The following is a 13,101-nucleotide window of genomic DNA, read 5'->3' as shown; positions in this document are numbered from 1 at the left end:
TCTGGGGCGCAAAGGTCACCGGAACACTTTAAAGCCGTTGCAGAACCGCTTAAGTCCATGCCGAGCGCAGGTGTCCTGCAAAAGCCTCTACCGGAGAGAGTACATTGGATATCGTTTTTGACCAGCCGCTTGTCGAGGCCCGCCGCAAGCGCGCTTTGCGCAACGCCGATCCGAAGGCGCTGTTTCTGTTGGAAATTGCCGGACAGGACCTCGCCGAACGGCTGAGCGTCGTCGAGCGCCACTTCGAACGGGCCGTCGAACTCCATGGCTATACCGGTGTCACGGCTGATCATCTTGCCCGGACGGGCAAAGTTGACAGGGTCGAACGCGTCGAGATCGACCAGGCGTTTGGCAATGGCGAAAATGCGCTTTCCGTGGCGTCGCTCGAGACCGTGCCGCTGGAACCTCAGTCCGTCAACCTGATCGTCTCGCCTCTGTCGCTGCATCTGACCAACGATACGCCCGGCGTCTTCATCCAGGTGCGCCGCGCACTGAAGCCCGACGGGCTTTTCCTGGCCGCGATCCCCGGCAACGACACCCTGAAGGAATTGCGCGAGGTGCTGCTTGCCACTGAGAGCGAACTGACCGGCGGCGCCAGTCCCCGGGTGATCCCCTTGCCGATGTCCGGGACATCGGCGCTTTGCTGCAGCGCGCCGGCTTCGCCCTGCCGGTCGCCGACAGCGAAAACTATACCGTGCGTTATGCCTCGCTGTTTTCGCTGCTCAAGGACTTGCGCGCCATGGGCATGACCAATCCTCTGGCCACCCGCAGCCGCAAGCCGCTGACACGCCGTTTCTTCCTGAGAGCCGCCGAAATTTATGCCGAACGCTTTTCGGATACGGACGGCCGCATCCGCGCCACCTTCTCGATCATTTACCTCTCCGGATGGGCACCGCATGAAAGCCAACAAAAGCCGCTGGCGCCGGGATCTGCAAAACGCCGGCTATCGGACGCGTTGGGCGTCCCGGAACGGAAAATTGGCGATTAAGCCGCAGTCCTCAAGTGCCTGCGTTGACGATCGCATCCTTGATCGTTGTCAGAGTGATCAGCAATTGGTCTGAAAAGCCCTGCAGGCCGACAATCAAGCTGACCGAAATCAGGGCCGCGATCAGACCATATTCGATGGCAGTGGCCCCGGTGTCATTTGCCAGAAAGCGGATCAAAATTCTCATGGGCCCCCGGCCTGTTCGCAACGTCGTTAAACGAGAACGCGGGACGCAGCGACCACACCCAGGTTCGTGTCATGCACTCAGCAACCGCTTTTGGTACCATCGCTATCGATGATGCAGACGGCACCGGGCATTTCCTGCAGGACACTGCGGCGCACCGTATAGCGCTTCGTCGCATTGCCGGATGGAATCGAACCGGTCTGAATATTGTCATAGTCGAACGGCGCATTGGCCAGCACGCGATTGTCGGTCTTCGAGGCGAGCATCGGTGTCAGGATCAGCGTCAGCGCGATCACGGCCGTGCCGAACAGCAGCGACAGATTGAGCACACCGGTCCGGCGGGACTGGCTGGTAACCAGATCCTTGTCCTGAACAGTTCTCCAGAAATCGTCGTCCACCATAGTCAGCCTCTCGAAACTCATCTGCAACGGCCCGAAGCGGAAAGACGACTTCGTTTGAACTCCGTGCATATTCGAAACCGGTACCGGAAACAGGATGCCCCGCCCCGGACGCACACCGGCAATCCTTACGCGTTCGATTTTGCTGGAAGATGATAAACGTTCGATTAACGAAACGGCGATTTCGCGGTGCGAAACCTCCCATCAAGGACAACACACAGCAAAGTTCGGGCACTGAGGAAGAGACTACAGCAGGTCCATCAGAAACGGGATCAGCGGTTCGTCGGCGGGCGGCATCCGATAATCGCGCAAGGCCTTGGGGCGGACCCATTTCAGGGCCTGCCCCTCCCGCCCATGGGCCACGCCCTCATAGCGGCGGCAGACGTAAAGCGGCATCAAAAGGTGGAAATCGTCATAGGTGTGGCTGGCGAACGTCAATGGCGCAAGGCACGCAATCTTGGTCTTGATGCCAAGTTCCTCGTCCAGCTCCCGGATCAGCGTTTCCTCCGGCGTCTCGCCGGGCTCGACCTTGCCGCCGGGAAACTCCCAGAGACCCGCCAGCGATTTTCCCTCGGGCCGTTGCGCCAGCAGGACACGTCCGTCGCTATCCACCAAAGCGCAGGCGGCAACCAGCAAAATGCGTTTTCCGGCCGGCTCGGTCATGATCCTGCATCCAGCCGACGGTAGACGTAGCGATAGACGTCCTTGAAACCGAACTTGCGATAAAGAGCGATCGCTGCGTCGTTTTCAGCCTCGACCTGCAGCCAAGCCTTGCGAGCGCCGCGCAGCCTTGCCCAGCGCAGTGAGGCATCAAGGATCGAAGCGCCGATCCCCTGCCGGCGAAGCGTCTCAGTGACGCCGAACTGCAGGATGCCGGCCAGATCATTGTCGTGAACGACAAGCGAAACGGCCGTCGGCCCAAGCGTCGCATCCTCGAACAGGAACAGCCCGCTTTCCGGACGGATCGCATTGATGATCTCGGTCAGGCCCGGCTTGCTCTGCGGGTCGTCGCCGCAAATCCGGATACGCGCATCGACGAAACGCCCGACGTCGCGGATCGGCAGGTAGTCCATGCCGTCGACGAGATCGCTGGCCGCGATATCGGCCATCATGACGATGCTTTCGCCCAGCAAGGACCAGCCCTGCGCATCCATCAGCGTTTTCATCTGCGGCGGCGTCAGCGGCGACTGGCGCACGGTTAGCGGCAAGCCGTAATCCGAAAACCGCTTGGCCGCCTTTTCCAGCCGGATTTCCAGATCGCGATAGTCGGATGGATCCAGAGGATTGAGAGAATTGAGGCGCTTGGAGGGATGGCCTGCGGTCAGACGAATGAGCCAGCTGCCATCGTAATGGACGGACGCGGCAGGCCAGGCCCGGAAGCCGACGGCCTCGAGACGGCGCACGATCGGCAGGTCGGCCTTTGTGATCAAATCGGGTCTCTCCAATGCGTCAGCTCCGATAGTCGCCGTTGATCTCGACATATTCCTTGGTGAGGTCGCAGGTATAGACCGTGGCAGTACCGGAGCCGAGACCGATCTCGACGCGGATCGCAATGTCCTGCGCCTTCATCACTGCAGTCGCCGCGGCCTCGGAATAATCCGGATCGCGCTCGCCATCGACAGCCACCCGGATATCGCCGAACCAGATCGCCAGGCGGTCGCGGTCGGCCATTTCGCCTGATTTGCCGACGGCCATGACGACGCGACCCCAATTGGCGTCTTCACCGGCGACAGCCGTCTTGACCAGCGGTGAATTGGCAATCGACAGGCCGATGCGCTTGGCAGCCGCATCGGTTTCAGCACCCTCGACGGTGACGGCCACCATCTTGCGTGCGCCTTCGCCGTCACGAACCACCTGCAGCGCAAGATCGCGCAACAGATCGTTGAGCGCCGCGCGGAAATCGGTAAGCGCCGGATCGGCCGCGTCGGTGACCTTGGTCTGGCCATCGGTGCCGGCAGCGCCGGTCGCAAACAGCATCAGCGTATCGGATGTCGATGTATCGCTATCGACGGTGACGGAATTGAAGGTGGGGCCGGTGCCATCGGAAAGAAGCATCTGTAGCGCCGCCGGGGCGATATCCGCATCGGTGACGACGAAGGACAGCATGGTCGCCATATCAGGCGCAATCATGCCGGCGCCCTTGGCGATACCGTTGATCGTGACCTTGACGCCGCCGATCGTCGCGCTGCGCGTTGAAACCTTGGGGTATGTGTCGGTGGTCATGATCGCCTTGGCGGCCTCGAACCAGAAATCGCCGCTCGCAGAAACCGCCAGGTCATCCAGCACGCCGGCAAACTTGGTGGCATCGAGCGGCTCACCGATCACGCCGGTGGATGCAAGAAAAACCTCCGTTTCCTTGCAGCCGGCGGCCTTGGCGGCCGACTGCGCCGTCAGTTCCGTGGCGGCGCGACCCTTCTTGCCGGTGAAGGCATTGGCATTGCCGGAATTGACGACAACGGCGCGGGCAATGCCGCCCGGCAGATTGCCGCGGCAGAAATCGACCGGCGCCGAGGGGCATTTCGACCGGGTGAAGACACCCGCAACAGACGCCGGTGCATCGAAGATCATCATCAGCACATCGGTGCGATTCTTGTACTTGATGCCCGCCGAGGCTGTGGCCATGCGCACGCCGCGGATGGCGGGCATTTCGGCGAAGGACTTGGGCGCAAGCGGGAGACGGTGCCGGACATGATCAAACCTGCATAACAAGAGCGACGGTCCGCAAGCCGGACCTACGACAAGGTCCCGAAAGATTTGACATCCCCGGGACCCGTTGAAACTCGGACGCTTAAAGCAGAAGGGCGTCACCGCTTTACGACAGCGACACCCTTCCAGCGTCGATCAGTTGGCGGCCGGCGCCTTGTTGGCGTCGTCATAGGCTTTCTTCAGGGCCGGATCAGTGATTTCGACCCCGGCATCCTTCTTGGCTGCAGCGAGAAGCTCGAGATACTTGTCGCGCATCACCAATTGCTTGACCTGGGGCTCGACCTGCTCAAGCGTCGGGGCTGCCTGCGTGCGGCGGTCGTCGAGACGGATGACGTGATAGCCGAACTGGGTCTTGACCGGGGTCTTAGTATACTTGCCTTTTTCAAGAGCGAAAGCAGCCTCGGAGAATTCCGGAACCATGCGCTCCTTGGTGAAGTAACCGAGGTCACCGCCGCCATCCTTGTTCGGGTCGGTGGACTTTTCCTTGGCAAGCGTCGCAAAATCCTTGCCGGTATCAAGCTCCTTGATGACGGCCTTGGCTTCATCTTCGGTCTTGACCAGAATATGGCTGGCCTTGACCTCCTCCGGCGGGGTGATCGCCGCAATTTCCTTATCGTAGCGTGCCTTGACCTCTTCCGGCTTGATGCCTTCGACGACATGTTTCTTGAAGTAGGCATTGTGCAGTTCGCGATTGGTCAGGAAGGCAACGCGCTTCTTGAAGGTCTCGTTTTCCTGGAGACCTTCCTTGTTTGCGTCTGCGGCAAGCAGCTGCATGTCGATCACGGCGGACAGCGCGGCGGCGCGCTTCTGCTCTTCGGGAAGCTGGGCCACTTGCGGATCGAGGCCGCCGATGGCCATGTCGATATCCGACTGGCGGATCTCGTTTCCGCCGACCTTGGCGACAACCGGATCGGCCGCATCGGCGGCGAACACGGAACCCTGAGCCGCCATCAGGGCGACCAGCGCCACCGCTGCCAGCTTGTTGTGCTTGAACATTCGTCTAACCTTTCGCGCTTTAAAACCGGGAGATCGGGCCGGCTGAAAACGTTCCACATCACCAGAATGTGGCCGTTCTGTAGCCTCGCCGCGCCTCAACTCCCGTTGACATAATTCGACCCCCTCTTATCTGTCACGCAACCTCGCGTCCAGAACAGTTTCCGGGCGTTTCAGTGCATTTCTCGGAAATGTGGCCTTGGCCCTGGAACGTGCCAGCGACAGAAAAGAAAGGACCATTCCTCATGGTCAGTCTCGGCGGCCTCGCCCGCAAAATTTTCGGCTCATCGAACGATCGTCGCGTTCGCGGCTACAAGACACGGGTCGATGCGATCAACGCGCTCGAGCCGGAGATGAAGGCGCTGACCGACGAGGCGCTCGCGGCCAAGACGGTCGAGTTCCGCAAGCATCTCGCCGAAGGCAAGACGCTGGACGATCTCTTGGTACCGGCCTTTGCGGTCGTCCGCGAAGCCGCGCGCCGGACGCTGGGCCTGCGGCCCTTCGATGTCCAGCTGATCGGCGGCATGATCCTGCATGAGCGCGCCATCGCCGAAATGAAGACCGGTGAAGGCAAGACGCTGGTGGCGACCCTGCCTGTCTATCTCAACGCACTGGCCGGCAAGGGCGTGCATGTCGTGACCGTCAACGACTATCTCGCCGCGCGCGATAGCGCGACGATGAACCGCATCTACTCCTTCCTCGGCATGACCACAGGTGTGATCGTCCATGGCCTCTCGGATGACCAGCGCCGCGCGGCTTACGCCTGCGACATCACCTATGCCACGAACAACGAACTCGGCTTCGACTATCTGCGTGACAACATGAAGTATGAGCGCGCCCAGATGGTGCAGCGCGGCCACTTCTTCGCCATCGTCGACGAAGTCGATTCGATCCTGGTTGACGAAGCGCGCACGCCGCTGATCATTTCCGGGCCGCTCGACGACCGCTCCGAACTTTACAACACGATCAACGCGTTCATTCCGATGCTGGAACCGGAAGACTACGAGATTGATGAGAAGCAGCGCTCGGCCAACTTCTCCGAAGTCGGCACCGAAAAGCTGGAAAACCTGTTGCGCGAGGCAAAGCTGCTCAAGGGCGAAACGCTTTATGACGTCGAGAACGTCGCGATCGTCCACCATGTCAACAACGCTTTGAAGGCCCACCGGCTGTTCCAGCGCGACAAGGACTATATCGTCCGCAATGACGAGATCGTCATCATCGACGAATTCACCGGCCGCATGATGCCGGGCCGCCGCTATTCCGAAGGCCAGCATCAGGCGCTGGAAGCCAAGGAAGGCGTCAGTATCCAGCCGGAAAACCAGACGCTGGCCTCGGTCACCTTCCAGAACTATTTCCGCATGTACAAGAAGCTCGGTGGCATGACCGGTACGGCTTCGACCGAAGCCGAGGAATTCGGCAACATCTACGGGCTGGAAGTGCTTGAAGTGCCTACCAACCTGCCGATCATCCGCAAGGACGAGGACGACGAGGTCTACCGGACGGCGGAAGAAAAATACAAGGCGATCATCGCCGAGATCAAGGAAGCCCAGGACCGCAAGCAGCCTGTCCTGGTTGGCACGACCTCGATCGAGAAGTCAGAACTTCTTGCAGAAATGCTGAAGAAGGCCGGCTTCCAGAATTTCCAGGTTCTGAATGCCCGCTATCACGAGCAGGAAGCTTACATCGTCAGCCAGGCCGGCGTGCCAGGCGCCGTCACCATCGCCACCAACATGGCCGGCCGCGGCACCGACATCCAGCTCGGCGGCAACCTGGAAATGCGCATCGCCGCCGAACTCGGCGATATGGAGCACGGTCCCGAGCGGACTGAAAAGGAAGCTGCGATCAAGGTCGAGGTTCAGCGCCTGAAGGACATCGCTCTGGCCGCGGGCGGTCTCTACGTTCTGGCGACGGAACGTCACGAAAGCCGCCGCATCGACAACCAGCTGCGCGGCCGTTCCGGCCGTCAGGGCGACCCCGGCCGTTCGAAATTCTTCCTGTCGCTGCAGGACGACCTGATGCGCATTTTCGGCTCGGACCGCATGGATTCGATGCTGACCAAGCTTGGTCTCAAGGAAGGCGAAGCGATCGTCCATCCCTGGATCAACAAGGCCCTGGAGCGAGCACAGAAGAAGGTTGAAGCCCGCAACTTCGATACCCGCAAGAACCTCCTGAAATATGACGACGTGCTGAACGATCAGCGCAAGGTCATTTTCGAACAGCGCATCGAACTGATGGATGCGCCTGATGTGACCGAGACCGTCACCGACATGCGCCATGATGTCATCGACGACATCGTCAACAAGCGCATTCCGGAAAAGGCCTATGCGGAACAGTGGGATGTCGAAGGTCTCGTGAACGATGTCCGCAACCAGATGAACCTCGATCTTCCCGTCGCCGACTGGGCGCGAGAGGAAGGCATCGACGAAAACGACATCCGCGAGCGCCTGACGGCGGCAGCCGATGCTGCAGCGGCGGATCGCGCCGAACGTTTCGGCAAAGACATCATGCAATATGTCGAGCGTTCGGTCGTTCTGCAGACGATCGATCATCTGTGGCGCGAACACATCGTCAATCTCGACCACTTGCGCTCCGTCGTCGGCTTCCGCGGTTATGCCCAGCGTGATCCGTTGCAGGAATACAAGTCCGAGGCATTCGAACTCTTCCAGGCCCTGCTCGGCAATCTGCGCCAGGCGGTGACGGCACAGCTGATGCGTGTGGAACTGGTTCGCGAGGCCGCCGACGCGCCGCAGCCGCAGCTGCCGATGATGGAGGGTCATCACATCGATCCGCTGACCGGCGAGGACGATTTCAACGAAGGCGGCGCCCAGCTGGTCGTTTCCCCGGAAAATCGCGATCCGCAGAACCCGTTGAGCTGGGGCAGGGTATCGCGGAACGAGGCCTGCCCCTGCGGCTCCGGCAAGAAGTACAAGCATTGCCATGGCGCCTTCGAGGCATAAAAGCCGGGACTTACTTTTGACGCCTTCAGGGCTTATTTTCTGAAGTGGCAGACGGGACTGCTATCCCGCTGCCGTTTGCTTATCTTTTGATATTCACCCGGACAGCTATCGACCAGCCTGTCCGGGTTTTCCTCAAGATAAGCGCGATGCTAAATGGCTTTTGCCACATAGATCACCTCCAGATTCGATAGCAAGGCCGTTGCCTCGGCTGGGGAGCCCGTCCTCCCGGTTGAGCGAGCTGGTGTCGCCCACGCTCCTTCTGCCATCGAATGCAACCTATAATAGCAGAGAGCCGGCCTCTGTCATCAGTGCCGCGCCATTGCATTCAATTTTTTCGGATTAAAAATCCAGGCGTTCAGCGCACGCATCCCACGCCCCTGCACCCTTTGTTAACGCTGATCTGGCAAGACTTGTGCCTGTATTGCGTAATCGATGGGTATCCCCTTGTTCCTGGCTGCATGTCATACGGCTGGACGTCTCTTGCCGCCCGCGTTGCGAGAACGGCTGGCGCCGCTTGTCGAAAAGCTGGGGCCGGTTCTCACCGGAAACGATCCCAGGCATCAGGCCCAGCGCATGGCGCTCGTCGCCTTTGCCATTCGCATCATCAGCGCTGCAATCGCGTTTATTTCCCAGATCATCCTTGCCCGTGTCATGGGCGAATTCGAATACGGCATCTACGTTTTCGTTTGGGTCCTCGTCATCCTGTTCGGCAATCTTTCCTGCCTCGGCTTTCACACCGCGATCATTCGTTTCCTGCCGCAATATCATGCGCGAGAGGCCTTGCCGGAAATCCGCGGATTGACGACGACCGTCCGCATCTTCGCCCTGATATCGGCGACAGGCCTCGCCATTACCGGCATCGGCGGCCTCTGGCTGTTCGGGGGCTGGATCGATAACTATTACATCGTGCCGCTTTATCTCGGTATTTTCGCGCTTCCGATGATCGCGCTTGGCGACGTCATGGACGGCACGTCGCGCGCCCACAGCTGGGCGGTTTCGGCGCTGAGCCCGACCTATATCATCCGGCCGCTGCTTATCCTGGCCCTGATGATGCTGGCCGTCGCCAGCGGTCAACCGCATACGGCACAGACCGCGATGATCGCGGCCATGGCCGCGACCTACCTGACGAGCGTCACGCAGTTCTTTATCCTGACCTGGAGGCTGCGCAAGCGCTACGTCAAGGGGCCCCGTAGAATTGAGTTCGGCACCTGGATCCGCATCGCCTTTCCGATCTTCCTGATCGAGGGCTTCGGCTTCATGCTGACCAATTCCGATGTGGTGATTGTCGGCCTCTATCTCGATCCGCAAAGCGTCGCGATCTATTTTGCCGCCGCCAAGACCATGGCGCTGGTGCATTTCGTGATGTTCTCGGTCAAGGCGGCCGCAGCACCGCGGTTTTCCGCCGCCATGGCGGATCCCGATCGCCAGCAACTGGCAGTAATTGCCGTCGAAAGCGCACGCTGGTCGTTCTGGCCATCGCTTGTGGTCGGCGGGGTGGTGCTGCTGGCCGGCAATTTCCTACTGTCGCTCTTCGGACCGGCCTTCCTCGCCGGCTATCCGCTGATGGTCATCCTGTTTGCCGGTATCATGGCCAAGGCACTCGTTGGTCCGGCAGAGGCTTTCCTGACGATGGCGGGACAGCAGAAGCTCTGCGTTGCCCTCTATGCCGCGGCCCTCGTCTGCAATCTCGCGCTCAACATGACGCTGATCCCGCTTTTCGGCTTGACGGGTGCTGCCCTTGCGACCGCGGGCGCCATGCTGATCGAGGCAATCCTTCTCCATCTGGCCGTGCGCCACACTTTCGGCATTGTGCTGTTCGCTTTTGCGGATCCCCATGCCAGAACCATCAAAGCAGAGGCATCCAGATCATGACCGGCACGCCCCAATATCCGGACGATGCAAACGGCCGCGCGGCACGACTTCTCGGCGGACTGGTTCCACCGGCTATCCATCATCCGGCAGCCGAAAATACATTGTCGGTTGGCCGGCCGGGGCGACATCTCTGCCTGTATCCCGCCCGGGCCGGCTATGACCTGCAGCAGGAACTGGATTTCCTGTCGAACAGGGCGCTGGAGCCGAACGTGTTTTTTACCGGACGCTTCCTGGCGCCCGCCATGCCACGCCTTGAGGACCGGGTCATCCGGCTTGCGCTTATCCGCGACCAGGATGAGCGGCGCAGCCGCATTCGGTTTCTCATGCCGTTTTCAATTGAAAAGCCCGGCTTCTCGATAGGCGCGTCGATCATTCGTGCCTGGTCGAACCCGTTCGGCCCGCTTGGGGTGCCACTGCTTGATGCGGAAGAAGCCGCCGAAACGATTGACAACCTCTACGAGGCCCTGGCCGATCCGTCAGCCGGCCTGCCGTCCGTACTGGTGCTGCCGGATGTCCGCCTGAAAGGCAAGTTTGCCCAGATGGCCCGCGCAGTGGCCATCGGCCGAAACCTGCCGATCACGGTAACAGACAGCTTCACGCGGCCGATGCTGGAAAGCCTGCTGGATGGCCAGGCCTATCTTCGCAAGGCGATGACCCCGTCGCATTTCCGCGATCTGCGCCGGCAATGGGGACATCTCGAAGCCATCGGCAAGCTCAGCTACAACGTTGCCCGGCAGCCGGCCGAGATTCGGGTGCGCATGGAGGAATTCCTGGCGCTCGAAGCCAGCGGCTGGAAGGGCCGCCAGCGCACCGCCATGGTCATGGACCGCTACCGGGCGGCCTTTGCCCGCGAGGCGATCACCAATCTCGCCGAGGCCGACAGCGTGCGCATCCACACGCTCGATCTCGACGGCACCGCGATTGCAACAATGATTGTCTTCATGATGGCCGGCGAAGCCTATACCTGGAAAACCGCCTATGACGAGCGCTATGCCAGGTATTCTCCCGGCAAGCTCCTGATGGCTGAACTGACGGAATGGCATCTCGACGATGCCAACATCATGCGTTCCGACAGCTGCGCCGTGCCTGACCATCCGGTGATGAGCCGCTTCTGGGAAGAACGCGAGGAGATGGGCACGCTGGTGATCGGCCTCAACCAGAACCGCGACCGTGACGTCCGGCAGGTCGCAGCCCAGCTTCATCTCTATCGCAACACCCGCAACATGGCCCGGTTGCTGCGCGAAAAGATCCGGGCGCTGGCGCCGCGCCGTTCGAAATAGCCAATAGTCAGGCGGCTTACGGCGCCGGCACTTCGGCCGCCGCCTGATCCCGCAGCAGGCGCCGAATGACCTTGCCCGACGTCGTCAGCGGCAGGCTTTCGACAAACGCGACCTCGCGCGGATATTCGTGCATCGAAAGCCGCGTCTTCACCCAATCGCGAATGTCTGCTCCCAGCTCGGCAGATGGCGCATGGCCGGGCCGCAACACGACATAGGCCTTGACGATTTCCGTGCGCAGCGGATCCGGCTTGCCGATGGCCGCCGCAAGCTGGATGGCGGGGTGGCCGGCAAGGCAATCCTCGATCTCGCTCGGACCGATCCGGTAGCCCGATGAGGTGATGACGTCGTCGTCGCGGCCGAAAAAGGTGACATAGCCCTCGGCATCCTGAACACCTTGGTCTCCCGTGGTCATCCAGTCGCCGATGAATTTGCGCTGCGTCGCTTCGTCGTTCTTCCAGTAGCCGAGAAACATCACCGGGTCGGGCCGCTTCACCGCGACCTGCCCGACGGTTCCATCAGGCACGACATTGCCGTCACCATCGATGATCGCGACCTCGTGACCGGGCGCCGCCTTGCCCATCGATCCAGGCTTCAACACGCCGAGATGGGCCGCCGACGACAGCACGATGTTACATTCCGTCTGGCCGTAGAATTCATTGACCGGCACGCCGAAGGCTTCGCTTGCCCATTCGCAGGTTTCGCGGCCGAGCGATTCACCCGCCGAACCGATCGTGCGCAGGTTGAGATTGTAGTGCGCCCGCGGATTGTCCACGGCCTTCAGCAGCCTGAGCGCCGTTGGCGGGATGAAGGCATTGCGCACCTGCATCTCTTCCATGATGCGGAGCGCCATGTGCGGATCGAACTTCTGGCCCGGCGAGGAAACGACGGGCACGCCGAGCAGCAGCGACGGCAGGAGCGCGTTCAGAAGCCCCCGGCCCAGGCCCAGTCGGCCGGCGTCCACATCCGGTCCCCCACCTGCGGCAGATAGGCATGGTGAAACTGGAACCCCGGAATATGGCCGAGAAGCACGCGGTGCGCATGCAGCGCCCCCTTGGGCGGCCCCGTCGTGCCCGACGTGTAGATCATCATCGCAGGATCGTCGGGGGTCGTATCCACGGAGGTGAAAGCCGGAGAGAAACCTTCAGCCAACCTGCGGAACGATTCCGTTCCGGCCTCGCTGTCGTCAGCGTCATCGGCGAGAACGACAAGTTTCAGGTCCGGCAGACGATCGCGGATCGCAGCGATCTTTCCAAGGCCGAAGCGATTGGTGACGATCGCAGCCGCATCGGCATCACGCAGCCGGTATTCAAGAGCTTCCACACCGAAAAGCAAAGCGAGCGGCAGGGCGATGGCACCCATTTTGTAGATTGCGACATGGGCGATCGCCGTCTCGAAACCCTGCGGCAGCAGGATGGCTACCCGGTCGCCGGCCGCAACCCCGTGCGCGACCAGAGCATTGGCAAAGGAGGAGGATCGGGCACTCAGGGCGCCATAGGTGAGCGAGAGATGGGCACCATCGGGGCTGAAATGCTGGAGGCATACACGATCGGGTTCGTGCGTCGTCCAGGCATCGCTGACCGCGACGCCGATGTTGAAGCGCTCGGGAATCTGCCAGCGGAAGTCCCGGCGCAGATGGTCATAGGTATCGCTGATCGGCAGCATGGTTTGCCCGGAAGGAATTTCGCTGCAGTGCAATACCATTTTCGCAGCGTGGTATTCAACCGTC

The 13,101-nt window shown here is 60.9% G+C and carries 8 protein-coding genes and 3 pseudogenes; 4 read left to right on the top strand and 7 right to left on the bottom strand.

Annotated features, from left to right (window positions below):
- Positions 1-104: 104 nt before the first annotated feature.
- A pseudogene (locus P6U16_RS12690) lies at positions 105-988 on the top strand (methyltransferase domain-containing protein).
- A gap of 10 nt (positions 989-998) precedes the next feature.
- Here the strand turns inward: P6U16_RS12690 and P6U16_RS12685 are convergent.
- From P6U16_RS12685 to P6U16_RS12660, 6 genes and pseudogenes are all read right to left on the bottom strand, one after another.
- The gene (locus tag P6U16_RS12685) at positions 999-1,172 is read right to left on the bottom strand and encodes a Flp family type IVb pilin (RefSeq protein ID WP_277700885.1); all 174 of its coding nucleotides are present in this window, start codon (positions 1,170-1,172) and stop codon (positions 999-1,001) included.
- Positions 1,173-1,249: 77 nt separating this feature from the next.
- Positions 1,250-1,570, bottom strand: coding sequence for a hypothetical protein (locus tag P6U16_RS12680; RefSeq protein ID WP_277703836.1), 321 nt, complete (start codon positions 1,568-1,570; stop codon positions 1,250-1,252).
- Positions 1,571-1,813: 243 nt separating this feature from the next.
- The gene (mutT, locus tag P6U16_RS12675; protein ID WP_277700884.1) at positions 1,814-2,230 is read right to left on the bottom strand and encodes an 8-oxo-dGTP diphosphatase MutT; all 417 of its coding nucleotides are present in this window, start codon (positions 2,228-2,230) and stop codon (positions 1,814-1,816) included.
- Positions 2,227-2,997 carry a GNAT family N-acetyltransferase gene (locus tag P6U16_RS12670; protein WP_277700883.1) on the bottom strand — a complete coding sequence of 257 codons (771 nt, stop codon included), beginning with the start codon at positions 2,995-2,997 and terminating at the stop codon, positions 2,227-2,229. The genes mutT and P6U16_RS12670 overlap by 4 nt, the downstream gene beginning before the upstream one ends.
- A gap of 19 nt (positions 2,998-3,016) precedes the next feature.
- Positions 3,017-4,257: pseudogene (gene argJ, locus P6U16_RS12665) on the bottom strand (bifunctional glutamate N-acetyltransferase/amino-acid acetyltransferase ArgJ).
- Positions 4,258-4,408: 151 nt separating this feature from the next.
- Complete coding sequence (locus P6U16_RS12660) at positions 4,409-5,269, bottom strand: peptidylprolyl isomerase (protein ID WP_277700882.1); 861 nt, start codon at positions 5,267-5,269, stop codon at positions 4,409-4,411.
- Positions 5,270-5,511: 242 nt separating this feature from the next.
- On the opposite strand from P6U16_RS12660, the gene secA reads away from it, so the two are divergent.
- The 3 genes from secA (at position 5,512) to P6U16_RS12645 (ending at position 11,375) form a co-directional block, all read left to right on the top strand.
- The gene (gene secA, locus P6U16_RS12655; protein ID WP_277700881.1) at positions 5,512-8,223 is read left to right on the top strand and encodes a preprotein translocase subunit SecA; all 2,712 of its coding nucleotides are present in this window, start codon (positions 5,512-5,514) and stop codon (positions 8,221-8,223) included.
- 432 nt (positions 8,224-8,655) lie between these two features.
- Positions 8,656-10,095, top strand: coding sequence for a lipopolysaccharide biosynthesis protein (locus P6U16_RS12650; protein WP_277700880.1), 1,440 nt, complete (start codon positions 8,656-8,658; stop codon positions 10,093-10,095).
- Entirely contained in the window at positions 10,092-11,375 is a 1,284-nt protein-coding gene (locus P6U16_RS12645; protein WP_277700879.1) for a GNAT family N-acetyltransferase, read from the top strand. Before P6U16_RS12650 ends, P6U16_RS12645 begins: the two co-directional genes overlap by 4 nt.
- A 16-nt stretch (positions 11,376-11,391) precedes the next feature.
- Here the strand turns inward: P6U16_RS12645 and P6U16_RS12640 are convergent.
- A pseudogene (locus P6U16_RS12640) lies at positions 11,392-13,037 on the bottom strand (AMP-binding protein).
- Between the last annotated feature and the right edge of the window lie 64 nt (positions 13,038-13,101).

Source organism: Rhizobium sp. 32-5/1 (genome assembly GCF_029537235.1).
In the GTDB taxonomy this organism is placed as follows: Bacteria; Pseudomonadota; Alphaproteobacteria; order Rhizobiales; family Rhizobiaceae; genus Pararhizobium.
Note: the sequence above shows the minus strand (reverse complement) of the source record. Positions and strands in the feature narration are given on the sequence as shown.

What these genes read in the sequence shown, in the direction of transcription:
- P6U16_RS12645 (WP_277700879.1), top strand. Translation starts at nt 10,092, where the DNA reads ATGACCGGCACGCCCCAATATCCGGACGATGCAAACGGCCGCGCGGCA.
- P6U16_RS12650 (WP_277700880.1), top strand. Translation starts at nt 8,656, where the DNA reads ATGGGTATCCCCTTGTTCCTGGCTGCATGTCATACGGCTGGACGTCTC.
- mutT (WP_277700884.1), bottom strand. Translation starts at nt 2,230, where the DNA reads ATGACCGAGCCGGCCGGAAAACGCATTTTGCTGGTTGCCGCCTGCGCT.
- P6U16_RS12685 (WP_277700885.1), bottom strand. Translation starts at nt 1,172, where the DNA reads ATGAGAATTTTGATCCGCTTTCTGGCAAATGACACCGGGGCCACTGCC.
- secA (WP_277700881.1), top strand. Translation starts at nt 5,512, where the DNA reads ATGGTCAGTCTCGGCGGCCTCGCCCGCAAAATTTTCGGCTCATCGAAC.
- P6U16_RS12660 (WP_277700882.1), bottom strand. Translation starts at nt 5,269, where the DNA reads ATGTTCAAGCACAACAAGCTGGCAGCGGTGGCGCTGGTCGCCCTGATG.
- P6U16_RS12680 (WP_277703836.1), bottom strand. Translation starts at nt 1,570, where the DNA reads ATGGTGGACGACGATTTCTGGAGAACTGTTCAGGACAAGGATCTGGTT.